Source organism: Brevundimonas sp. GW460-12-10-14-LB2 (assembly GCF_001636925.1).
Lineage (GTDB): Bacteria > Pseudomonadota > Alphaproteobacteria > Caulobacterales > Caulobacteraceae > Brevundimonas > Brevundimonas vesicularis.
In genome coordinates, this window is record NZ_CP015511.1 from 151,235 (window position 1) to 171,491 (window position 20,257).

28 protein-coding genes are annotated in these 20,257 nt (G+C 65.7%); 9 read left to right on the forward strand and 19 right to left on the reverse strand.

Features of this window, described 5'->3' with window-relative positions; genetic code table 11:
- The first annotated feature begins 8 nt into the window (after positions 1 to 8).
- On the forward strand, positions 9 to 830 hold the full coding sequence (locus tag A4249_RS00805) for a TIGR00282 family metallophosphoesterase (protein ID WP_045809851.1): 822 nt from the start codon (positions 9 to 11) through the stop codon (positions 828 to 830).
- Here the strand turns inward: A4249_RS00805 and A4249_RS00810 are convergent.
- From A4249_RS00810 to purL, 7 genes are all read right to left on the reverse strand, one after another.
- Positions 809 to 1,900, reverse strand: a complete 1,092-nt coding sequence (locus tag A4249_RS00810; RefSeq protein ID WP_231868742.1) for a glycosyltransferase family 4 protein — start codon at positions 1,898 to 1,900, stop codon at positions 809 to 811. The two genes, A4249_RS00805 and A4249_RS00810, sit on opposite strands and share 22 nt — an antisense overlap.
- A 65-nt stretch (positions 1,901 to 1,965) precedes the next feature.
- Positions 1,966 to 2,508, reverse strand: coding sequence for a phosphatase domain-containing protein (locus tag A4249_RS00815; protein WP_231868799.1), 543 nt, complete (start codon positions 2,506 to 2,508; stop codon positions 1,966 to 1,968).
- Between the two features lie 26 nt (positions 2,509 to 2,534).
- A complete protein-coding gene (locus tag A4249_RS00820; RefSeq protein ID WP_197458423.1) occupies positions 2,535 to 3,323 on the reverse strand; it encodes a COG4705 family protein in 789 nt (262 codons plus the stop codon).
- A 61-nt stretch (positions 3,324 to 3,384) separates the two neighbouring features.
- On the reverse strand, positions 3,385 to 4,788 hold the full coding sequence (locus tag A4249_RS00825; RefSeq protein WP_082853994.1) for a cytochrome P450: 1,404 nt from the start codon (positions 4,786 to 4,788) through the stop codon (positions 3,385 to 3,387).
- 94 nt (positions 4,789 to 4,882) lie between these two features.
- Complete coding sequence (locus A4249_RS00830; protein WP_066549995.1) at positions 4,883 to 5,344, reverse strand: hypothetical protein; 462 nt, start codon at positions 5,342 to 5,344, stop codon at positions 4,883 to 4,885.
- 2 nt (positions 5,345 to 5,346) lie between these two features.
- A complete protein-coding gene (locus A4249_RS00835) occupies positions 5,347 to 5,796 on the reverse strand; it encodes a DUF305 domain-containing protein (protein WP_066549998.1) in 450 nt (149 codons plus the stop codon).
- On the reverse strand, positions 5,793 to 8,021 hold the full coding sequence (gene purL / locus A4249_RS00840; protein WP_066550001.1) for a phosphoribosylformylglycinamidine synthase subunit PurL: 2,229 nt from the start codon (positions 8,019 to 8,021) through the stop codon (positions 5,793 to 5,795). Before purL ends, A4249_RS00835 begins: the two co-directional genes overlap by 4 nt.
- Before the next feature lie 110 nt (positions 8,022 to 8,131).
- On the opposite strand from purL, the gene A4249_RS16445 reads away from it, so the two are divergent.
- Complete coding sequence (locus A4249_RS16445; protein ID WP_156494566.1) at positions 8,132 to 8,272, forward strand: hypothetical protein; 141 nt, start codon at positions 8,132 to 8,134, stop codon at positions 8,270 to 8,272.
- Positions 8,269 to 8,514: a Tat pathway signal protein gene (locus A4249_RS00845; RefSeq protein WP_066550003.1), complete on the forward strand. Its 246-nt coding sequence runs from the start codon at positions 8,269 to 8,271 to the stop codon at positions 8,512 to 8,514. Before A4249_RS16445 ends, A4249_RS00845 begins: the two co-directional genes overlap by 4 nt.
- A gap of 3 nt (positions 8,515 to 8,517) precedes the next feature.
- Here A4249_RS00845 and A4249_RS00850 read toward each other — a convergent pair whose 3' ends face one another.
- Positions 8,518 to 9,315 (reverse strand): hypothetical protein, encoded by a 798-nt coding sequence (locus A4249_RS00850; RefSeq protein WP_066550006.1) that lies wholly within the window; start codon positions 9,313 to 9,315, stop codon positions 8,518 to 8,520.
- A 75-nt stretch (positions 9,316 to 9,390) separates the two neighbouring features.
- Here A4249_RS00850 and A4249_RS00855 point away from each other — a divergent pair, with 75 nt between their 5' ends.
- Together A4249_RS00855 and A4249_RS00860 are read left to right on the forward strand one after the other, a co-directional pair.
- Positions 9,391 to 9,810 carry a hypothetical protein gene (locus A4249_RS00855; RefSeq protein WP_197458424.1) on the forward strand — a complete coding sequence of 140 codons (420 nt, stop codon included), beginning with the start codon at positions 9,391 to 9,393 and terminating at the stop codon, positions 9,808 to 9,810.
- A 55-nt stretch (positions 9,811 to 9,865) separates the two neighbouring features.
- Entirely contained in the window at positions 9,866 to 10,069 is a 204-nt protein-coding gene (locus tag A4249_RS00860; RefSeq protein ID WP_197458425.1) for a hypothetical protein, read from the forward strand.
- A gap of 6 nt (positions 10,070 to 10,075) precedes the next feature.
- On the opposite strand, the gene A4249_RS00865 is transcribed toward A4249_RS00860, so the two are convergent.
- The 6 genes from A4249_RS00865 to purC all read right to left on the reverse strand — a co-directional run bounded on the left by A4249_RS00865 (position 10,076) and on the right by purC (position 14,470).
- Positions 10,076 to 10,927 carry a hypothetical protein gene (locus A4249_RS00865; protein WP_231868743.1) on the reverse strand — a complete coding sequence of 284 codons (852 nt, stop codon included), beginning with the start codon at positions 10,925 to 10,927 and terminating at the stop codon, positions 10,076 to 10,078.
- 13 nt (positions 10,928 to 10,940) lie between these two features.
- Complete coding sequence (gene purQ, locus A4249_RS00870) at positions 10,941 to 11,603, reverse strand: phosphoribosylformylglycinamidine synthase subunit PurQ (protein WP_066550011.1); 663 nt, start codon at positions 11,601 to 11,603, stop codon at positions 10,941 to 10,943.
- Positions 11,604 to 11,636: 33 nt separating this feature from the next.
- Complete coding sequence (locus tag A4249_RS00875) at positions 11,637 to 12,839, reverse strand: MFS transporter (RefSeq protein ID WP_066554589.1); 1,203 nt, start codon at positions 12,837 to 12,839, stop codon at positions 11,637 to 11,639.
- Positions 12,840 to 12,899: 60 nt separating this feature from the next.
- Positions 12,900 to 13,379 (reverse strand): YbhB/YbcL family Raf kinase inhibitor-like protein, encoded by a 480-nt coding sequence (locus A4249_RS00880; RefSeq protein WP_066550013.1) that lies wholly within the window; start codon positions 13,377 to 13,379, stop codon positions 12,900 to 12,902.
- Positions 13,380 to 13,475: 96 nt separating this feature from the next.
- On the reverse strand, positions 13,476 to 13,712 hold the full coding sequence (gene purS, locus A4249_RS00885; RefSeq protein WP_066550016.1) for a phosphoribosylformylglycinamidine synthase subunit PurS: 237 nt from the start codon (positions 13,710 to 13,712) through the stop codon (positions 13,476 to 13,478).
- The gene (gene purC, locus A4249_RS00890; protein ID WP_055752965.1) at positions 13,712 to 14,470 is read right to left on the reverse strand and encodes a phosphoribosylaminoimidazolesuccinocarboxamide synthase; all 759 of its coding nucleotides are present in this window, start codon (positions 14,468 to 14,470) and stop codon (positions 13,712 to 13,714) included. Before purC ends, purS begins: the two co-directional genes overlap by 1 nt.
- Positions 14,471 to 14,758: 288 nt before the next feature.
- Between purC and A4249_RS00895 the strand changes: the two genes are divergently transcribed.
- Positions 14,759 to 15,082, forward strand: a complete 324-nt coding sequence (locus A4249_RS00895) for a DUF1476 domain-containing protein (protein WP_039244540.1) — start codon at positions 14,759 to 14,761, stop codon at positions 15,080 to 15,082.
- 185 nt (positions 15,083 to 15,267) lie between these two features.
- Here the strand turns inward: A4249_RS00895 and A4249_RS00900 are convergent, their stop codons facing one another.
- From A4249_RS00900 to purB, 5 genes are all read right to left on the reverse strand, one after another.
- Positions 15,268 to 15,900, reverse strand: a complete 633-nt coding sequence (locus A4249_RS00900; RefSeq protein ID WP_055752966.1) for a fasciclin domain-containing protein — start codon at positions 15,898 to 15,900, stop codon at positions 15,268 to 15,270.
- Positions 15,901 to 16,048: 148 nt separating this feature from the next.
- Positions 16,049 to 16,558, reverse strand: a complete 510-nt coding sequence (locus A4249_RS00905; protein ID WP_197458426.1) for a DNA-deoxyinosine glycosylase — start codon at positions 16,556 to 16,558, stop codon at positions 16,049 to 16,051.
- Positions 16,555 to 17,283: a 2OG-Fe(II) oxygenase gene (locus A4249_RS00910; protein ID WP_066550018.1), complete on the reverse strand. Its 729-nt coding sequence runs from the start codon at positions 17,281 to 17,283 to the stop codon at positions 16,555 to 16,557. The genes A4249_RS00905 and A4249_RS00910 overlap by 4 nt, the downstream gene beginning before the upstream one ends.
- Positions 17,280 to 17,615: a hypothetical protein gene (locus A4249_RS00915; protein WP_066550020.1), complete on the reverse strand. Its 336-nt coding sequence runs from the start codon at positions 17,613 to 17,615 to the stop codon at positions 17,280 to 17,282. Before A4249_RS00915 ends, A4249_RS00910 begins: the two co-directional genes overlap by 4 nt.
- Positions 17,612 to 18,913, reverse strand: coding sequence for an adenylosuccinate lyase (gene purB, locus A4249_RS00920; RefSeq protein WP_055805957.1), 1,302 nt, complete (start codon positions 18,911 to 18,913; stop codon positions 17,612 to 17,614). Before purB ends, A4249_RS00915 begins: the two co-directional genes overlap by 4 nt.
- Before the next feature lie 162 nt (positions 18,914 to 19,075).
- On the opposite strand from purB, the gene A4249_RS00925 reads away from it, so the two are divergent.
- From A4249_RS00925 to A4249_RS17015, 3 genes are read left to right on the forward strand one after another with little or no spacing between them, the layout of a single operon-like run.
- Positions 19,076 to 19,396: a DMT family transporter gene (locus tag A4249_RS00925; RefSeq protein ID WP_066550022.1), complete on the forward strand. Its 321-nt coding sequence runs from the start codon at positions 19,076 to 19,078 to the stop codon at positions 19,394 to 19,396.
- Positions 19,397 to 19,418: 22 nt separating this feature from the next.
- A complete protein-coding gene (locus tag A4249_RS00930) occupies positions 19,419 to 20,087 on the forward strand; it encodes a glutathione S-transferase family protein (protein ID WP_066550036.1) in 669 nt (222 codons plus the stop codon).
- 35 nt (positions 20,088 to 20,122) lie between these two features.
- The gene (locus tag A4249_RS17015; RefSeq protein WP_257722452.1) at positions 20,123 to 20,254 is read left to right on the forward strand and encodes a hypothetical protein; all 132 of its coding nucleotides are present in this window, start codon (positions 20,123 to 20,125) and stop codon (positions 20,252 to 20,254) included.
- The last annotated feature ends 3 nt before the right edge of the window (positions 20,255 to 20,257 follow it).

Genomic DNA, 20,257 nt, shown 5'->3' on the forward strand with positions numbered 1-20,257 from the left:
CTTTTTGCATGAGACTGGCATTTTTCGGCGACGTCATCGGCAAGTCCGGCCGTGACGGGATCAGCGATCATCTTCCGGGCCTGAAGCGGGACCTGAAGCTCGACTTCGTGGTCGTGAATGCGGAGAACGCCGCGGGCGGCTTCGGCATCACCGAGAACACGGCGCGCGAGCTGTTCATGGCGGGCGCCGACTGCCTGACGCTGGGCAACCACAGCTGGGACCAACGCGAGGCCCTGACCTATATCGTGCGCGAGCCGCGCCTGATCCGTCCGGCCAACTATCCGCGCCTGATGGATGCGCCAGGGGCCGGGGCCAATCTGTTCGAGACCCATTCGGGCCGGACGGTCCTGGTCATGAATGTGCTTGGCCGAGTGCACATGGATCCGATGGACGATCCGTTCGGAGCGGTGGAGCGCGAACTGGCGGCGGCGCCGCTGGGCGCGGTGGCGGACGCCGTTATCGTGGACATGCATGCCGAGGTCACGTCCGAGAAGATGGCCATGGGCCATTTCTGCGACGGCCGCGCGTCGCTGGTGGTCGGCACCCACACCCATGTGCCCACCGCCGACTGCCAGATCCTGCCCGGCGGCACGGCCTATCAGACCGACGCCGGGGGCTGCTGCGACTACGACAGCGTGATCGGCAACGAAAAGGAAGAGCCGCTGCGCCGCTTCACCACCCGGATTTCGGGCGGTCGCTACATGCCGGCCTCCGGACCCGCGACGGTATGCGGGGTCTTCGTCGAGACGGACGACAGGACAGGGCTGGCCGTGCGGGTCGAGCCGATCCGGGTCGGCGGGCGGTTGTCTCAGGCGATCCCGGTCGTCTGACGCGCCCGGCGACGGTCGATCGCGGTCTGGCGGACGGCCGCCAGTTCGGCCGCGCGGCGCTCAGGCGTATGGGTCGCCAGCACATAGGCCTGGGCGAATCGCGCCAGCGCCAATCGTTCCTCGGGTGAAGAGATCAGCCGATCCATCGCCGCCGATAATGTCTTCGGCGTCACCGCATCGATATAGACGGCGTGTGGTCCGCTGGCTTCGCGCAAGCCCCCTCGTCCGGATGAGATCAGGGCTGCGCCTGCCGCATGGGCCTCGATCGCTGTCAGTCCGAACGGCTCGTCCCAGACGGACGGCGTCAGGGCGATGGCCGCCGTCTGCATCCGCCGCCGCACCTCGGCCAAGGGTGCCGACTTCAGCACCTCCACCCGACCGCCATACCGCTCCAGCGGCGCGACATGTCGGGCCGCCCAGCGCACATGATCGTCCCAGTCGTTCAGCATCAGCACAGCGCGCCAGTCGGGATGGGCGTCCAGGACGGCGGGCAGGGCGGCGCACAGCGCATCGACGCCCTTTTCCGGCATGGCGCGCCCGGCAAAGGCGATAACCGGCTGTCGATCCTCAGGCGATGCCAGCCACGCGCCGGCATCGATGGGGTTGGGCACCGCGAACGCCCGGTCGTGCAGATCCGGGAAGGTGCGCACGAAGGCATCGCGCTCCGCCACGCTGACGAAGACCAGGCCGTCCAGCCGCTCATAACGCGCCCGATAACGCCAGCGGTCGATGGGGTGGCGCGGGGCGCGCAGGGCGTTGTGGCGATAGAGCAGGTGCGGGGTGTCCGCCAGCGCTTGCTGGACCGCCAGCGCTTGCTTTACCTGCTGATGATGTTCGATCACATCGGGTCGAAAGGCGCGCAGCCGTTCGATAAGTGTCGGCATGCGGATGCGCCCCGCCGGCAGGGCGTCGACGGCCGTCGAAACGCCGTCGTTCGCGCCCTGACAACAGAAGATGCGCGTCTCGCCACCTTGATCGGCACCCGCCATCGTCCGCACCACCGTCTCCATCGAGTTCGGTTGGGCTTTGGAAAACAGGCATCCCGGAGGGAGCAGGATGGCGGTGCGCAAGGTCGCCTCCAGTAGGAAGGTCGGCGCGACCTATAGACGGTTCGTGGCGGAACGGCGACGGCGCCTTAGCTGTTCGGGTAGCCCAGTTCCGGCTCCATCCTCTCGAAGGTGCGGTTCATGGCGTAGGCGTCCAGATTGGGCAGGGCGATATGGCCGAAGCGCAGCGACAACTGGTCCTCTGCGGCGGACTCTCCGCCCTTCGATACCGCCGCGACGTAGAAGGCCGACGCCAGCCCGGTGCGATCCGATCCGCCGGCGCAATGGATCAAAAGGGGTTTTGGTGCATCGCGCATGATGGCGATCAGGGTGCGGACCTCCTGCGGCGTCAGCTCTTCCTTGGCCGACATGCGAAAGTTGATGTGCTGGATGCGCAAGCGACGACTTTCGGCGACCTCGTCGTCATACCAGGGTGAGCCGGGGTTGTGGCCCCGCAGGTTCAGCACGGTGCGGATGCCGTGCTGGCGCTCCATCCGGTCCAGCAGGCCGGGGCGCGGCTGACCGGCCCGATAAATCTCTCCGGCGATGACGGTGTGGACATTGCCGCTCAGGGCGACGCCGAAGATGTAGGCGATCAGGCAGACGAGACTGACGGCGGCCGAGATCAGCACGAGCTTCAAGGGTGAGAGCCGGCGGATCACGCGGGGCGCGCTCCCGTAAACCATTTGCGATAGTTGGCCGTGGTGGCGATCAGCAGCACGACCAGCAGGCCTAGCAACGCCGCCGTCGATCCGATGGTGCCCAGGTCCAGTCCGCCCTTGGCGTGCGATTTCGTCAACAGGTCACCCATTGTGGCTCCGAAGGGGCGGGTCAGGACGAAGGCGATCCAGAACAGGACGGTGGTCGAAATCCGGGTGAATTTCCAGGCCAGGATCGTCAGGACGATGCCGCCCGAGATCAGGGCGTTGCTCCACAGATACCCCAGGCCCGAGGTGTCGGCCAGAAAGTCGCCCAGGGCCGTACCCAGCGTGTTCGACGCCAGGATGGCCAGCCAGTAGAAGGTCTCCACCCCCGGCTCGCGAATATGATCGACCTTCAACGAGCCATAGGTCAGCCGCCAGGCCGCCAGAACGGCAATCAGGACGCCGGCGATGATCGTCGCACCCGTGGCGTAACCCAGGCCGAGGCTGCGATCCATGAAGTCGGACAGGGTCGTTCCCGCCGTGCTGGTGGACAGGATCACCAGCCAATAGAGGGCGGGATTAAACCGCTTTGACCGCAACTGAGCGATCAGGGTGATGACGAAGAAGCCCAGCAGGATCAGCGAACTGACGGCATAACCGACCTTCAGCGTCATCGACACCAGATCGCCGCCGGTCTCGCCGACCGTCGTCGCGCAAATCTTCATCAACCAGAAGGCCAATGTGACCTTCGCCACCTTGTCCACCGTGCCGGCGATAGACGGTTCAGCGGGCGTGGTGCTCATCGTGGCGATCCGGTTTCGACGGCCCACGACGCGCCGGATTTGCGGCCAAGTTTGGGCTGGATCAGCCCTTGCGCCTCGCCCTCAGCCGCAATCGCATGGGCTCGCGGCTGCGCAGGGTGATCTGGTGGACCGGACGGGGTTCCACCGTGGTCAGGGCCTCGACATCGGCGATGCGCAGGATGGCGGCCAAGGCGATCATCGCCTCCTGCAGAGCGAAGGCGGCGCCGATGCAGACGCGAGGTCCGGCGCTGAATGGGATGTAGGCGTAGCGATCAATGGCCTTGCGGTTCTCAGGCAGGAACCGCTCGGGTTTGAAGGCGTCTGGGTCGTCCCACAACAGCTGGTGACGCTGGAGGATCCACGGCGAGATGATGACGGTGGCGCCGGCCTTGATCGTCTGTCCGCCGATCTCGTCGTCGGCCAGGGCCTTGCGGGCCATGGTCGGGGCGGGCGGAAACAGGCGCATCGTCTCCTCCAGCACGGCCCGGGTCCAGGGCAGGGCCTCGGCCCATTTGGGATCGGAGACGTCGAAGGCGTCGGCCTCGGCCTGGAGCCGCGCCAAATACTCCGGCTGGCGCGACAGCAGATGCAGGGCCCAGCCCAGGGCGCGGGCCGTCGTCTCGTGCCCCGCCAGGATGAAGGTCAGAATGTTGGCCGCGACCTCTTCGTCGGTCAGACCCGGACCGCCGTTCTCATCCCGCGCCAGCAGAAGCGCGCTGAGCAGATCGGCCGGCGGCGCATCGCCCGTTTCGACGCCACGCTCGATCCGGGCGCGTCGGGCCTCGACCAGCTTCGTGACGCGCTGCTCGAAGAAGCGGGCCGAGCGGAAACTGGCCAGCCGGCCCAAGCGCGGCGCCCAGTCCGGCGCGCCCAGCACGTCCAGCGGATCGATGCGCGCGCCGTTGGCCAAGAACTGGTTCAACGCCCGCTCGAAACCGCGCGCCTCACCGCCCAGCTCGTCCGAGAACATGGTCGCGGACAGGATGTCGAAGGTCAGGCCCGACATTTCGCTGTCGATATCCAGCACCCGCCCGCGCGCCGACAGCGACCAGGCGGCCACGCGCGTGTGACAGACCTCGGCCATCCGGGCGTTCAGCGTCGCCATCTTGGCGGGGGTGAACAGGGGCGCGAGGATACGCCGGGCGCGACGCCAGACCTCGCCCTCGGTCAGCAGCAGGCCCTCGGCCAGCATCGGCCCCAGCACACGCCGTTGCAGATCGCCCTTCACATAGTTGGCGGCGTTCTCGGTCAGGACATGCCGCACGCCCTCGGGATGGCTGACAACCAGGATTTCGCCAAAGGCCGAAGATCCATGCAGTTGCGGCTCGGTGAAATGCCGCTCGGACCACATCTGGATCGGATCGCGCCAGCTGATCCACAGGAAGGGCAGCAGCGACAGCGGTTTGCCCGCGCGCCGGGGCGGTATGGCAGGGCGGAAAATGGTGTCGGCGGTCGTCGCGTCCATCAGACGCTCCCTGTTCAAGTCGCCGGTTCAGCCAGGCGCATCGCTTCTGAAACGCGCCATCCGGCTCCTGCGTTCATGCGGGATCAATGCGAAGTCAACGCGACGGGCGCGCCCTGCCGATCGCGGCGAGCAAGCGCGTCATATCTTCAGCAGCCAGATCTTTCGCGCGCTGGCTGGACACGGCGGGTTTTGAAATCGTCGCTGCGGGGGCCGCGGCTTGAGCCGCTCTCTTCTTTTCGCGCCTTTCGAAAAGGAAGCGTTGAAGACCCCAGACCAGGTGAGGCGTCCACGGCTGGCCGCAGGCGGTGCTCTTTCCCGCCTTGTTCAGCAGGCCGGCGACCTCGTTAGGCCGGGTGAAGCCGCTTTTGAAACAGGCGCGGAGCAGGGGGTCGAGCTCGTCCAGAAATGCCTCTTTGGAGCGATCACGAAACGCGAAATGCCTCAGCTCGTCTCTGGTGATCTGCGAAGGCTTGGACGACGGGCGCCCAGTCGACGGAGCCTTGGTGCGGGTGGGCGCCGCTGGCTTTCCGCCGCCGCGATAGGGTCCCTTGGCCAATCTCAGTTCGCCGGAGGGGCGGTCGGCGCCCAGGCCTTCATCTCGGCGATCTCGCGCGTCTGCGTGTCGACGACGCTCTGGGCCATGCGGCGGATTTCGGGGTCGCGGCTGTCGCGCAGGGCGACCTTGGCCATGGCGACGGCGCCTTCGTGGTGGGCGATCATCTTGGCGACATAGGCCTGATCGATCGTCTGACCCGAGGCGGCGGCCATCTTGCGGTGCATCTCGGCCTCGGAGGCGGCGAAGGCCCGATCTCCAGACGTGGCTTCGGGGGTAGAGCCGCCCATGTCGTGACCGGCATGACCCGCGGCTTCCATCTGTTCCGTCGTGCGCGCCGCCGCAGCCTGGTTGGCGGCGGAGGTATCCCGAAGCGCCTGCTGCACCGGATCGCCGCCGCCATCGCAGGCGCTCAGCAGGCCGAGCAGGGCGAGCGGCGTCAGGACGCGGATCATGCGGCGTCGCCCAGCCAACCCGGCATCCAGCCTTCGTGCCATTCGCGCAGGTGGGCGATATGGATGCTGAACAGTTCGCCCTTGTCGCCCTTGGAGGCGAAGGCGGCGCCACCCGCATGGCCGACGACCGAAGCGTGCAGACCCGCCTCGCGCGCCTTGGCGATGATGGCGTCGGCGTCGGGGACGGCGACCAGGTAACGGGCCTGATCCTCGGCGAAGAGGAAGATGTGGGCGTGGGCCGCGCTGGAGGCGTCCAGGGTCACGCCGACGTCGGAGGCCAGCACGAGATCGGCGGCGGCGCCGATCAGGCCGCCGTCCGAGAGGTCGTGAACCACGGTCAGCTCGCCCGCCTCGATCCGGTCGCGCACGAAATCACCGGTCTTCTTTTCGAGCTTTAGGTCCACGGGCGGCGGAGCGCCGTCCTCACGGCCCAGGACCTCGCGCAGATAGATGGAGGCGCCCAGTTCACCCTGGGTCTGGCCGATCAGGACCAGCGCATCGCCTTCGGCCATGGTCGAGAAGCCGGTCACCACGTCGTAGTTGGGCAACAGGCCGACGGCGCCCACGGTCGGGGTCGGCGGAATGGCGACGCCGTTGGTCTCGTTATAGAGCGACACGTTTCCGCTCACGACCGGGAACACCAGTTCGCGGCAGGCCTCGGCCATCCCGTCGATGGCGCGCACGATCTGGCCCATGATCTCCGGGCGCTGCGGATTGCCAAAGTTCAGGTTGTCCGTGATGGCGATCGGACGCGAGCCCACGGCCGTCAGGTTGCGCCAGGCCTCGGCCACCGCCTGTTTGCCGCCCTCATAGGGGTCGTTCTGGACGTAGCGGGGGGTGCAGTCCGAGGTGACGGCCAGACCCTTGTCCGTGCCATGCACGCGCACCACGCCGGCGTCGGCGCCGGTCGAGGAGTCCTGCAGCGTGTCGGCCATGACGTGGCGGTCGTACTGTTCCCAGATCCAGCGCTTGGAGGCCATGTCGGGGCAGGCGACGACCTTCATCACCGCATCAGCCCAGTTTTCGGGCGCAGGAATGTCCGAGTGGTTCAGCTTGGGCTGAAGCGCCGGCTGGACCCACGGGCGGTCATACAGGGGCGCGTCGTCGAACAGGGGCGCCAGCGGCACGTCGCAGACGGTCTCGCCGTGATGCTTCAGCACCAGATGGCCGGTGTCGGTGGTCACGCCGATGATAGCGAAGTCCAGGCCCCACTTCTGGAAGATGCGATAGCCGACGTCCTCATAGCCGGGCTTCAGCACCGCCAGCATCCGCTCCTGGCTTTCCGACAGCATCATCTCATAGGCCGTCATGCCGGTTTCGCGCTGGGGCACCTTATCGAGGTTCAGTTCGATGCCGACGCCGCCTTTGCCCGCCATTTCGACGGAGGAGGAGGTCAAGCCCGCCGCGCCCATGTCCTGAATGGCGGCGACAGCGCCGGACGCCATCAGCTCCAGCGTCGCCTCGATCAGCAGCTTTTCGGCGAAGGGGTCGCCGACCTGGACCGTGGGGCGCTTGGCCTCCGACTCGTCGTCGAACTCGGTCGAGGACATGGTGGCGCCGTGGATGCCGTCGCGACCGGTCTTGGACCCGAAATAGACGACGTCATGGCCCGCCTCCGGCGCGGCCGAATAATAGATTTCGTCGGCGCGGGCCAGGCCGACGCACATGGCGTTGACCAGGATGTTGCCGTTGTAGCCCTTGTGGAAGTTGGTCTCGCCCGCGACAGTGGGCACGCCGACGCAGTTGCCATAGCCGCCGATGCCCGAGACGACACCCTTGACCAGACGCTTGGTCTTCTCATGGCTGGGATCGCCGAAACGCAGGGCGTTCAGCAGGGCCACCGGCCGGGCGCCCATGGTGAAGACGTCGCGCATGATGCCGCCCACGCCGGTCGCCGCACCCTGATAGGGTTCGATGTAGGAGGGGTGGTTGTGGCTCTCCATCTTGAAGATGCAGGCGTCGCCGTCGTCGATGTCGATCACGCCGGCGTTCTCGCCTGGCCCGCAGATGACGCGCTCTCCGGTCGTGGGGAACTTGCCCAGGTGGATTTTGGACGATTTGTAGGAGCAGTGCTCGGACCACATGACCGAGAAGACGCCCAGCTCGACGTGGTTGGGCTCGCGCCCCAGTCGGTCGAGGACGACCTGATATTCGTTGGGGGCCAGGCCGTATTCGGCGGCCAGTTCAGCCATCGACTTCTGGGGTGTCTTTTGCGGAGCGCTCATGGGCGGCGCTTCTAGCCGCAGATGGGCCGAATGTCAGCCCGCGCGGCGCAAGAACGGGGAACATCGTCCATCGCAGGTGGTTGATTTCGTCGACAGCCAAAGGAGCCGCCATGACCGACACGCCCATCGACCCCGCCGCCACCCCCGAAGATGACGACCTGCCCGAGATCGCCGCCGACGACGCCGGCGCCTCCGCCCTGGCCGAACGGGCTCAGAAACAGGCCGATGACGCCGAGGAGGAAGAGGCGTGAGCAAGCCGCACACCGACCGCATCCTTCCGGCCTCGGGCCAGCAGATGGATCGTTCAAATGATCCAGAAACCACCGCAGAGATGGACGCCGCGGCGCCGCAAGCGGCTCTGGCCAGCCGGCGTCAGCGGCTGACCGGTTCGGCCGTCGGGATCGGCAGCGTCGGCTTCGATGAAACCGGCGCCTTCGACGTGGGCGCCGATGACCACGCGCCTCAGGACGACGCGGTCACCGACAAACCTTGAGGCTTAGCGAGCGCGTTCGACGCCGGGTCGCAGGCGGAAGGTCAGCAGCAGGCCGCCGATCAGCAGGACAATCGCGCCGGCCAGGGCCGTGAAGGCGACGGTCGGCTTGTCCGCCTGTTCGGCGACGAACGCGCCCAGAAGACCCCAGGCCGTCGGCAGCGGATAGGCGAGGGTGCGCAGCACCGCCGTCACCGCCAGTGCGATGACTGTCACGGCGACGATGGCGACGATGGCCCACAGGTCAGGCGACAGGGCGGCGGGAAGAGCGTTGAACGCGGTCGCCGTCGTGATCAGGTTCAGCGGCGCAGCCACCGTCAGCCAGCCCGCCAGGGCCGCCAGCGGCCAGACCAGCAGGATGCGCTCGCGATCGAACATCCTCAGCGCGCGGATATGGCTGGATACGGCCAGCATCGGCAGCAACAGCGCGATCAGCGAGGCGAAAATCACGCCCACGCTGGCGGCCTTCAGGTTCAAGGCCGCCACGATGATCCAGAATCCGATGCCGAAGAAGGCGACGGCGGACGGCAGACCTATCCGGCCCAGCAGCGGGCTTTCACCCGTCTGCGGCAGGGCCTGACGGATCGCATAGGCCAGAATGCCGATATAGATCAGGCCCCAGATCGAGAAGGCGTAGCCCGCAACGCGCAGGGTGCTGTTGCCGTCTGCGGCGAACTCGGCCTGATTCAGGCCCAGGCCCGCCAGGTTCTGAACCAGGGGCACGACGATGGCGAACAGGGCGGCGGCCAGGACGACCAGACGACGGGTGCGTTGGCGGGGCGTGGGACGGATGATGGAGGACATTCGAGTTCCAGTGCGACGCGTGTTCCCGCCTTTACGCCTCGCCACGCCAGAAGGTTCACCGCGGCCGGCAGAAAAGTGAAGCTTGCATTGGCCGCCGGCGGCTTCATCCTGCCCGACATGACGCTCAAAGCCTCCCTGCCGGCTCTGTTCATCGCGATCGTCGTGGCAGCGGGCCAAGCGTCCGCCCAGACGAGCGGAGCGGCTTTGCCGACTTCAATCCAGACCGCTTGGTTACGTGTCCGCGCAGCCTTGACGCCTCAGCAGCAGGCCAATGAGGTGCGGGGTTTCCTGTCGGCGCTCGCCAATGAGAACGGGCGGCCGACGACGCCGGCGCTGGATGCGCGCGATATCGCCTCGGGCCGCGCCGTGTCGCTGGATGATCCGGCCCTGCTGCAACGTCCGCAAGCGCATGAGGTCACAGTGACGGTGGACGGTCAGTTCCTGATCTTCCGCCCGCTATCCCGCGCCAGCCTGGACCCGTTTTTCGGCCGTTAGGAACAATCGGCCCGACCACGTGGTTGTCAGGGGCAGTCCATACTCAAGGGAGCCCATGATGGCCGATATCGACAATACTCAGCCCTCGCTCGAAGACGAAGTCGCCGCCAACCGCGCCATCGAACAAGGTCTTGGTGTCGGCGCCCGCGAACTGGCCGCCCAGCGCGAAGCCGGCGAAAAGGCGTTCGATGATGAAGAGACGGAAGACGATCAGGCTGATGACCTGTCCGACGGGCGCTCTCAAATCAAGGACGCCTGACCGGTTCTAGGGCTCAACCTTGAAGTTGACTGAGAAGCGAACCATCCGGTCAGCCAATGTCAAACGAGCTGCCGACGCTTCATCCGATAGCTTGAGCCGTGCTCGCGGCAACGACCGCTCAACCGCCTTCCACAAATCATATCCTGCTGGCTGCTCGCTTTCAGGCTGACACTCGGTCAACTGGCCCGAGGCGGTGACGACGCAAGAGAGCACAACGTAGCCCTCGAGCGGAGATCTGTCCCTGACGGGATTTGGGAAGGTGGGTCGTGGCATTGTTTGCCACTGAACTGTATTCGGCAGTCCGTCTTGACCATTGCCGTCAACTTCGGCTGCTCGGGTTTCGCGCGGATCAACCATCGGCCGGCCACAAGCCGTCAAGGTTTGTTCGATAGCAGTGCTCGACGGATCAAGCTCCATCACATAACGCGTGCGCGGCCCGCCGTTGTTTCCAGGCACGATAACCTGCAGCTTGCCGCCTTTCGCCAAATCGCGGGCGACCACGGCAGGGAGGCGACTGAACGCCATGCTGCGTTGCGTGCCTACAGTCCACACGGATGTGTAGGGCTGTTCTTGATCGCCGGCCTGGATCCCGAGTTCCCGCGACGTTGACCCTCTCGTGGCCTCAGGCAATCCGGTGATCAGCACGTCGTACGCATTATCAACGCAACGTGCTGCGATCGTCAGACCTGAGGTGAAGTCGATCGTGGCCAGCACCGCCTTGCGTTCAGGGGCAGAAGTGAGAGTCCAGTCTTCACTCTGGGGCGTGATCTCCTGCGCGAAGGCAGGGGTGGTGGTGGCGACCGCCACAAGATAGGCGGAAAGTAAAAGAAGGCTTCGCATACGCTCAATGCGCACCAACTTGCGATTGCCGTCAAGCGGCCGCGTAGATGCTCTGGAACAAAGTTGCGCCGTCGGCGGAGCCGAGTTCGGCTTCGAAGGCTCGATCCGGGTGGGGCATCATGCCCAGGACGTTGCCGCGCGCGTTCTGGATGCCGGCGATATCGTTGACCGAGCCGTTCGGGTCGTCGACGTAGCGGAAGACGACCTGCCCCTCGCCCTCGATCCGGGCCAGGGTCTCGGCGTCGGCGAAGAAGTTTCCGTCGCCGTTGCCCTGGGTCATCGTCACTTCGCGCTGGCCCTGATAGCCGGCGGTGAAGCGGGTCTGGCCGTTGGCGACGGTCAGGGCGATCGGCTTGCAGACGTATTTCAGACCCTTGTTGCGCAGCAGGGCGCCGGGCAGCATTCCGGCCTCGCACAGGATCTGGAAGCCATTGCAGATGCCAACCACGGCGACGCCGTCGTCCGCCGCCTTCTTGACCGCCTGCATCACCGGCGACTGGGCCGCCATGGCGCCGCATCGCAGATAGTCGCCGTAGGAGAAGCCGCCGGGAATGACGATCAGGTCCAGGCCTTGGGGCAGTTCGGTCTCGGCGTGCCACACCATGGAGACCGGCTCGCCGGTGGAGCGTTCGACGGCGACCTTGCAGTCGCGATCACAGTTGGAACCGGGGAAGACGATGACGGCTGCGCTCATGGCGCGGGCCTTTAGCAGGGTTCTTTGGCCTTGTCAGGCCGTCGCGCGCGCCCGACCGGTCAGCCAGGCGATCAGGAAGATGACGAAGCCGCCCAAGGACAGGCCCATGCCGACCCAGCCGGTCGAGGCCCAGCCATAGCCGGCCGCGATCGCCATCCCGCCGAGCAGCGGGCCGATGGCGTTGGCCGTGTTGAACGCCGAATGATTGAGCGCCGCCGCCAGGGTCTGGGCGTCGCCGGCGACGTCCATCAGCCGCGTCTGGAGGATCGAACCCAGGCCGCCTCCGCCGCCGATCAGGAAGACCACGACCATCACGGCCCACAGGTGAGGCGCCGCGAGCGGATAAAGCGCCAGCGCCGCTGCGCTCCAGAGCAACAGGCCGCCCGCCGCCTTGAACCCGAGATGATCCGCCGCCCAGGCCCCCAGGATATTGCCCAGGAACATGCCGACCCCGAATACGGCGAAAACCCACGGCAGCACGCCGGGGCCGGCGCCCGTCACCGCCTCAAGCGTCGAGGCCAGATAGGCGTAAACCGCGAACATCCCGCCAAAACCGATGGCGCCCACGCCCAGCGTCAGCCAGACCTGGCTGCGCTTCAACGCGCCCAGTTCGCGCCAGGGGCTGGCGTCAGGGTGGGCCGGATCGCGCGGGGCGAACAGGGCGACCAGGGCCATGGTGATCACCGCCAGCACGCCGACGATGGCGAAGGTCCAGCGCCAGCCGTGGGCATGGCTGATGATGTTGACGACGGGCACGCCCAAAACGGTGCCGACCGTCAGCCCCATCAGGATGGTCGATACTGCACGGGTGCGGAAATGCAGCGGCACGATGGAGGCCGCGACCAGGGCCGCCACGCCGAAATAGGCCCCGTGCGGCAAGCCGCTGAGGAAGCGAAAGACCAGCATCCAATGGTAGGTTGGGGCCAGGGCGCTGGCCACATTGCCGATGGCGAACAGGGCCATGAAGGCGATCAACAGCAGCCAGCGTGGGTAGCGTGCGCCTAGGACCGCTAGGATCGGCGCGCCGACCACGACGCCGGCGGCATAGGCGCTGATGACATGGCCGGCGGTCGGCGCATCGACGCCAAGCCCGGCGGCGAAGTCCGGCAGGATGCTCATGGCCGCGAACTCGGTCACGCCGATCGCGAACCCGCCCATGGCCAGGGCGATCAGCACGAGGGCGACCGCCCCGCGCGAGCGGACGGGAAGGCGGGTGTCAAGGGCGGCGTCGGTCATGTTGCGCTGCAAACTAATCAGCGTTCATGACGCCACAAGGGCCACGCCGCCCTGCAACGATCACGCTTTGTTTTCGTAGGTGGCGGTGATCGACGCCTTGGCCAGGGTGTGGAAGTGCAGGTTGAAGCCGAATACGGCGCCGGAGTTGTCGGCCGTGACGTCCAGGCTTTCGACATCCACCGCAAAGACGGTGAAGATGTAACGGTGCGGGCCATGGCCGGGGGGCGGGGCGGCGCCGCCGAAGCCGGGCTGACCATAGTCGGTGCGGCCCTGGATGGCGCTGTGGGGCAGATGCCCGCCCGGCGAGCCGGCGCCGGCCGGCAGCTCTGTCACATCCGCCGGAATATTGGCCACCGTCCAGTGCCAGAAGCCCGAGCCGGTCGGCGCATCGGGATCAAAGCAGGTGATCGCATAGCTTTTGGTCCCCTCCGGCGCGCCTGACCAACCCAGTTGGGGCGATTGGTTGCCCTTGGCGTGAACCTGAGCATCCGGCAGCACGCCGCCGTCCTGGATATCGGTGGAGGTAAGGATGAAGGTCATGGGCGCTCCGTCAATCAAGCCGTTTGCTAAACTGGCGTGGATGCCGAAGGATGCAACCGTCTCCTTCCCGCGACATGAGAAAGGAGACAGCAGAGTTTACGCCGCCTCGATGCGGTAGCTTTCGATCACCGTATTGGCGAGCAGCTGCTCGCACATCTTCTTGGCTTCCCCTTGCGGGTCTTCGGCGCCGGCGAGGTCGAACTCGATCAGCTTGCCGACGCGGGCATTGGAGACGCCCGACCAACCCAGACCCTGCAATGCGCCTTCGACGGCCTTGCCCTGAACGTCCAAGACGCCGGGCTTGAGGAAGACGTGAACTTTTACCTTGGCCATCAGTGCAGTCCTCCCTGGATCACCGTCGGCATACCCTTCATGATGCCCAGGCGACGCGCGACTTCGGTATAGCTTTCAATCACATTGCCCAGGTCGCGGCGGAAGCGATCCTTGTCCAGCTTCTCGCCGGTCGAGGCGTCCCACAGGCGGCAGCTGTCGGGGCTGATCTCGTCGGCCAGCAGGACGCGGCTGAAGTCGTTTTCCCACACCCGGCCGAACTCGATCTTGAAGTCCACCAGGGTGATGCCGACGGCGCTGAACATGCCGGAAAGATAGTCGTTCACCCGCACCGTCATCGCCAGCATGTCGTCCAGCTCCTGGGTCGAGGCCCAGTTGAAGGCGGTGATGTGCTCTTCGGTGACCATCGGGTCGTTGAGCTCATCCTTCTTGTAGTAGAATTCGATGATCGAGCGGGGCAGGGGCGTGCCTTCCTCGATGCCCAGGCGCTGGCTCATCGAGCCGGCGACGATGTTGCGGCACACGACCTCGAGCGGAATGATCTCGACTTCGCGGATCAGCTGCTCGCGCAGGTTCAGACGCTTGATGAAGTGGTTGGTCACGCCGATGCCGTTCAGGCGCGACATGATGAACTCGCTGATCTGGTTGTTCACCACGCCCTTGCCTTCGAGAACGGCCTTCTTCTGCGCGTTGAAGGCGGTAGCGTCGTCCTTGAAATACTGGATCAGGGTGCCGGGCTCGGGTCCTTCGTACAGGATCTTGGCCTTGCCTTCGTAGATCTTCTTGCGCTTGCTGTTCATGGTCCGGTCCCGGCTTACGGGCGCCCTCCAGAAACAAAAATCGCGCGGCCATATGTGGAGGGGGAAGACCCGGTCCTGGCGGCGCGTTTCGGAATCGTTCGGGCAGTCAATCTCGTTCGCGGTCTCCTTAGCCGAAGGCGGCCCTCTATACAAATGAGATGGCCTGCGGCGCATTCATTGGGGACAGGATGTCCATGCGACGGAAGTCAGGTTGCGTTCGCGGGCGGGCGGTCTATAGACGGCGCTTGCCCCGACGTTAGCGGGGTGGACGGAGCTTTGCTGAGCGAAATGACGACCTTCGACGATCGGGAAAAGGCCTTCGAAGCCAAATACGCCCTCGATCAGGAGCAGGAGTTCAAGGCCATCGCCCGGCGCAACCGGATGCTGGGCCTTTGGGCTGCGGAAAAGATGGGCCTGTCGAGCGAAAGCGCGGACCAGTACGCCGCCGCCGTGGTGCGCGCCGATTTCGAGCAGCCGGGAGACGAGGACGTGTTCCGCAAGGTCGCCGGCGACTTCAAGGCCTCGGGCCTGTCGGTGTCGGAGGGCGAGATTCGCTCCAAGATCGACGAACTGGCCTCGATCGCCCGCGAGCAGATCCGCGCCGGCGAGTAATCGCCTCGGTCTTTGGACTGATCTGAGAATTCGAAAGGGCCGCACCCGGGGGAAAGTGCGGCCCTTTCTTCTTGCCGGGGACGTTGGGGGGATGTCTCACCCGGCGTACTGTGCGTCTCGCGCCCCTGAAGAACACCAGGGCCGAGATTTGGTTTCAGGCGTCGCCGCCCGAAACCAAATATTTTTTACGGCATCAGAACCGTGTCGACGACGTGGACGACGCCGTTCGATTGGCCCACGTCGGCCTGGGTGATCGTGGACTTGCCGCCCTTGGCGTCGGTGATGACCCAGGTGTTGTTCGGGCCGGCCGAAACCTTCAGTTCTTCACCCTGAACCGTCTTCAGCGTGGCGGTGCCGCCGTTGGCCTCGGCCTGGGCTGCGATATCGGCGGCCGTGAGACGACCGGCGACCACGTGGTAGGTCAGGATCTTGGTCAGATCAGCCTTCATCGCCGGCTGCATCAGGCTGGTGCGCGTCGCCTCGGGGATCTTCTCGAATGCGGCATTGTCAGGGGCGAAGACCGTGAACGGACCCGCGCCCTGCAGGGTGTCGACAAGGCCGGCGGCCTTCACGGCGGCGACCAGGGTGGTCAGATTGGAGGCTTTGGAGGCGTTAGCGACGATAGTCTCGTTCGGGCTCATGGCAGCGCCGCCCACCATCGGGTCGGTCGCGGGGGCCATGGCGGCGCCGTCGGCCGGAGCCATGGCGGTCGATTCCGCCGGCGTCGTGGCGGCCGGCTCGTTGTTGCCGCAGGCGCCGAGCGCCATCAGCGCGCCGCCGGAGACGGCGACGAGCATAAGATTGCGAAGTTTGGTCATGTGTTTCGTTCCCTTTGGGCCGCTCTCAAGGCGGTAACGGGAACGTTACGCGCGACACCGCACAATGGATGCATGCCGCGCGACAAGACATCGCAGCTTCACCATTCAGTTTTCGCGCGCATTTCTATGCTGCTTTGCAGCAAGAGAACTATCGTTCGATCAGATCAGTCAACGAATTCCAGATCTTCGCCTTGCCTGCCAGTGGAATCGCATGAGCCGGGCTGGATGAAGGCAGGTCGATAAGGCCAACCCCTGCGACGTCGCCGATAATGCGCCGTCCCAACTTGGCCGCCAGCTTGCCGTTGAAGGCGACCGCTCTCAGCTGCGGCAAGCTGCCGATCAGGCCGCGCAGATCAGCCGCCTCCGGCGAGCGGATCGCGGCATCCAGACTGCCCGACCTTTCCGCCGACGCAATCACATCCCACAGGCCCACGCCGCGCGCCTTCAATCGATCCAGCCGCTGCTCGTACGGCAGGACCGCCAAGTCTTCACCCAGCATCCCGCTGATCAGCGGCCAAAAGGCGTTGCGCGGATGGGCGTAGTACTGGGCCGCCTTCAGCGAGGCGTCGCCGGGCAGGCTGCCCAGGATCAACAATCGGGTTTCCGCATCGACGACGGGTGCGAACCCCAGCCTGCGACCGCCCGTATGGTCCGTCACTTGACCGGCGGGTCGTCGCGCAGCCAGCCGGTGATCGAGCGGCGCTTGCCGCCTGCGTAAGCGGCGACTGGTGCCACAGAGTGCTGGCGGGGTGTCCTGAACACCGTCCAGACGTTGAAACCCGGCTTGAAGCCGCGTTCGATATCGCCGTTTGCGTCGTGAAACAGCAACTGGCCGCCCCAATCCGGCCGCCAATCGCGCGACAGACCCAGCGTATAGGCTGCGCGCCGCTCGCCGACACCTGTGTCGTCGTGCTGGGTCAAGAAGTCGCCGGGCCGGAACCAGGTGGCTTGCGCGTCGATCTTGGTCACGCTCGCTTCGCCGGTCACGGCCTTGGCGAATGTGGTGAAGGGCGTGTCGTTGAAAAACTGCACCAGGGCGTGCGTCGCATGGCCTTCGTCCTTGCCAGTCAGCAAGGTCGTGATGATCGGATAGGCCAGATAGATGAAGGAGAAGCCGTCGCGACCCTCCGCCAGCGCGCGCTGTATCTGGGCCCCGATCGCATCGCGGCCCATGGCCTGCATGTCTTGCGGCGACAGCAGCTTGCCGCCTTCCGACGTTTTCAAAGACAGATGCCAAGACGTGTCGTGTTCGAGCGCAAGCTCCAGCCATTCGGCGCTCGCCTCATCCAGCAGATCGGGCACCTGCACCATGCCGTCGCGCTCATAGGCCGCCGCATAGTCGCGGGGATCGAGCCGGGGATTAAGCCGGATTACCCTGTTCAACGCGCGTTGACCGTGATTGTCACGACCATCGTCCTGCCGACTGAAGATGCGGATGGAGCCGATTGTGTTTGGGCGATACAGCGCAGAGTTTCCAGATCGCGCACGCTCATATGACGGTCGTCAGTCAAGTCGCAGCCGCCCAACTGCCTGCCCGCACTCACCACGCATCGCATGTCTGTCTTGATCGAGCGCGAACCCTTGTGACGCCGCAGGCAGACTTCAGCCCGGGCGTCATCAGACAGCAGAGCGGTAGGTGCATACACCGACCAGCCGATGTAGCTGATCTCAGGCGTGTTGGCCTGAATGAACAGAGCGAGCAGCGCGGCGATCATGCCTCATTGAACACCCGCTTGAACACCACGTCCACGTTCTTGGTATGGTAGCCGAGGTCGAACAGGGCCTCGAGCTGGTCGGCCGGCAGGGTGACGCGGTCGTCGGCCTTCAGGAAATCCAGGAAGGCGCCCTCGCCGCGCCAGACCTTCATGGCGTTCTCCTGAACGGCGGCATAGGCGTCTTCGCGCGACACGCCGGCCTGGGTCAGGGCCAGCATCACCCGCTGCGAGTGCACCAGACCGCCCAGGCGGTCGATGTTCTTCTGCATATTCTCTGGGTAGACGTTCAGCCGCTCGACCACATTCGCCAGCCGGTGCAGGGCGAAGTCCAGGTGGATGGTCGCGTCAGGGCCGATGCCACGCTCGACCGAGGAGTGGCTGATGTCCCGCTCATGCCACAGGGCGACGTTTTCCATGGCCGGCGTCACGGCCGAGCGGACCAGACGGGCCAGGCCGGTCAGGTTCTCGGTCAGAATCGGGTTGCGCTTGTGCGGCATGGCCGACGAGCCCTTCTGACCCTTGTCGAAGAACTCCTCGGCTTCGAGGACTTCGGTGCGTTGCAGGTGGCGGATCTCGACGGCGAGACGTTCGACCGAGCTGGCGACGACGCCCAGGGCGGCGAAGAAGGCGGCGTGGCGGTCGCGCGGGATGACCTGGGTCGAGACGGGTTCGACGGTGAGGCCCATCTGGTCGGCGACATATTGTTCGACCGCCGGATCGACATTGGCGAAGGTGCCGACGGCGCCCGAAATGGCGCAGGTGGCGATCTCTTCCTTGGCGGTGATCAGGCGGCGTTTGGCGCGCTGGAACTCGGCGTGATAGCCGGCCAGCTTCAGGCCGAAGGTGACGGGTTCGGCGTGAATGCCGTGCGAACGGCCCACGGTCGGGGTGTATTTATGCTCCTTGGCGCGGGTCTCCAGCGCGGCCAGAACTCGATCGACGCCCTCGATCAGCAGGTCCGAAGACCGCGCCAGCTGAACCGCGAAACAGGTGTCCAGCACGTCCGAAGAGGTCATGCCCTGGTGCAGGAAACGCGCTTCCTCGCCGACGATCTCGGCGACGTGCGTCAGGAAGGCGATCACGTCGTGTTTGGTGGTGCGTTCGATCTCGTCGATGCGGTCGGCGTCGAAGGTCGCATCCTTGCCTTTGGCCCAGATGGCGTCGGCCGATTCCTTGGGGATCACGCCCAGTTCGGCCATCTTGGTGGCGGCGTGGGCCTCGATCTCGAACCAGATCTTGTACTTGGTTTCCTGGGACCAGATGGCGGCGGCGACGGGGCGGGAGTAGCGCGTGATCATGGGCGGGTCGTGTCGGTCGTGGGGGGCGCGGAGTCAAGGTTTGCGGGACGGCGCGGTTGACTTTGCCGGCCGTTGTCCCTGATTCAGCGCGCTTTCAGGAGGACGACCTCCCCCACATTGGACCAACGCCGGGACGACCCGACGCCATGCAGGGAGAATGTCATGGCCTGGATATTCCTTGTTTTCGCCGGCCTGCTCGAAGTCGTCTGGGCGTTTCTGATGAAGGCGTCGGCCGGCTTCACGCGACCGTGGCCGACCGTGGGCATGATCGTCGTCATGATCGGTTCGTTCGGTCTGCTGTCGCTGGCGATGAAGACCCTGCCGCTGGGCACGGCCTACGCCATCTGGACCGGCATTGGCGCGGTCGGCGCCGTTGTGGTGGGCGCGGTCTTTCTGGGCGAGCCGCTGACGCCGCTCAGGATCGCGGGCGTCGCCCTGGTCGCATCGGGCCTGGTTGTGCTGAAGCTGGCGGCGAGCCATTGATGGCGGCGACAGGAGACGCGTGATGGAACTGGTGATCGGCGACAAAGCCTATTCGACGTGGTCGCTGAGGCCGTGGCTGGTTCTGAAACATTGCGGTGCGACCTTTGACGAAATCCTCGTGCCGCTGAACCAGCCCGACACCGATCAGCGCATCCGCGAGCATTCGCCGTCCGGTCTCGTCCCGGTGTTGAAGGTCGAAGGCGAGGTGATCTGGGATTCGATGGCCATCGCCGTCTGGGCGGCCGAACGCTATCCGCAAGCCCGCCTCTGGCCGTCGGACGCCCATGCGCGCTGGCTGGCGCGTTCGGCGGCGTGCGAGATGCACGGCGGCTTCACCGCCTTGCGCACGGCCTGTTCGACCGGCCCGGATCACTGGATGGTCGGCCCCAGCCGGGCGCCCGCACCGGACCATCCGGGACTGGCCAAGGATCTGCGCCGCATCGTCGAACTGTGGCGGAGCCTACGTGAGCGGTTTGGCGCGGGCGGGCCGTATCTGTTCGGCGACTGGTCCGTGCCAGACGCCTTCTTCACGCCGGTCGCCGCCCGCATCCGCCATTTCCAGCTCGACCTCTCAGCCCATGGAGACGACGGCACGGCCCGGGCCTATGCCGAGACCTTACTGGCCCATCCCCACTTCAGTGAGTGGGAAGCCGACGCGCTGGGCTTAACGCGCGACAACCATCCCGGCTGACGCAGCATTAAGCGGACGCTGTTATCTCGATGGGGATGACGAGCCCGATCCTGCCCAGCCCTCCGACCCAAGCCGCTGCGCGCGGCCTCAATCCGGTCATTGCCTATGGGCTTGCGGCCCTGGTCGGGGCGGCGTTTTGGGCCAGCCTGCTGTTCGCGGTCGTCTAGGAG

What these genes read in the sequence shown, in the direction of transcription:
- A4249_RS00835 (WP_066549998.1), bottom strand. Translation starts at nt 5,796, where the DNA reads ATGATCCGCGTCCTGACGCCGCTCGCCCTGCTCGGCCTGCTGAGCGCC.
- A4249_RS16445 (WP_156494566.1), top strand. Translation starts at nt 8,132, where the DNA reads ATGACCGACACGCCCATCGACCCCGCCGCCACCCCCGAAGATGACGAC.
- A4249_RS00880 (WP_066550013.1), bottom strand. Translation starts at nt 13,379, where the DNA reads ATGACCTTCATCCTTACCTCCACCGATATCCAGGACGGCGGCGTGCTG.
- purL (WP_066550001.1), bottom strand. Translation starts at nt 8,021, where the DNA reads ATGAGCGCTCCGCAAAAGACACCCCAGAAGTCGATGGCTGAACTGGCC.
- A4249_RS00805 (WP_045809851.1), top strand. Translation starts at nt 9, where the DNA reads ATGAGACTGGCATTTTTCGGCGACGTCATCGGCAAGTCCGGCCGTGAC.
- A4249_RS00900 (WP_055752966.1), bottom strand. Translation starts at nt 15,900, where the DNA reads ATGACCAAACTTCGCAATCTTATGCTCGTCGCCGTCTCCGGCGGCGCG.
- A4249_RS00930 (WP_066550036.1), top strand. Translation starts at nt 19,419, where the DNA reads ATGGAACTGGTGATCGGCGACAAAGCCTATTCGACGTGGTCGCTGAGG.
- purC (WP_055752965.1), bottom strand. Translation starts at nt 14,470, where the DNA reads ATGAACAGCAAGCGCAAGAAGATCTACGAAGGCAAGGCCAAGATCCTG.
- A4249_RS00895 (WP_039244540.1), top strand. Translation starts at nt 14,759, where the DNA reads ATGACGACCTTCGACGATCGGGAAAAGGCCTTCGAAGCCAAATACGCC.
- A4249_RS00825 (WP_082853994.1), bottom strand. Translation starts at nt 4,788, where the DNA reads ATGGACGCGACGACCGCCGACACCATTTTCCGCCCTGCCATACCGCCC.
- A4249_RS00915 (WP_066550020.1), bottom strand. Translation starts at nt 17,615, where the DNA reads ATGATCGCCGCGCTGCTCGCTCTGTTCATTCAGGCCAACACGCCTGAG.
- purB (WP_055805957.1), bottom strand. Translation starts at nt 18,913, where the DNA reads ATGATCACGCGCTACTCCCGCCCCGTCGCCGCCGCCATCTGGTCCCAG.
- A4249_RS00925 (WP_066550022.1), top strand. Translation starts at nt 19,076, where the DNA reads ATGGCCTGGATATTCCTTGTTTTCGCCGGCCTGCTCGAAGTCGTCTGG.
- A4249_RS17015 (WP_257722452.1), top strand. Translation starts at nt 20,123, where the DNA reads ATGACGAGCCCGATCCTGCCCAGCCCTCCGACCCAAGCCGCTGCGCGC.
- A4249_RS00850 (WP_066550006.1), bottom strand. Translation starts at nt 9,315, where the DNA reads ATGTCCTCCATCATCCGTCCCACGCCCCGCCAACGCACCCGTCGTCTG.
- purS (WP_066550016.1), bottom strand. Translation starts at nt 13,712, where the DNA reads ATGGCCAAGGTAAAAGTTCACGTCTTCCTCAAGCCCGGCGTCTTGGAC.
- A4249_RS00875 (WP_066554589.1), bottom strand. Translation starts at nt 12,839, where the DNA reads ATGACCGACGCCGCCCTTGACACCCGCCTTCCCGTCCGCTCGCGCGGG.
- A4249_RS00860 (WP_197458425.1), top strand. Translation starts at nt 9,866, where the DNA reads ATGATGGCCGATATCGACAATACTCAGCCCTCGCTCGAAGACGAAGTC.
- A4249_RS00820 (WP_197458423.1), bottom strand. Translation starts at nt 3,323, where the DNA reads ATGAGCACCACGCCCGCTGAACCGTCTATCGCCGGCACGGTGGACAAG.
- purQ (WP_066550011.1), bottom strand. Translation starts at nt 11,603, where the DNA reads ATGAGCGCAGCCGTCATCGTCTTCCCCGGTTCCAACTGTGATCGCGAC.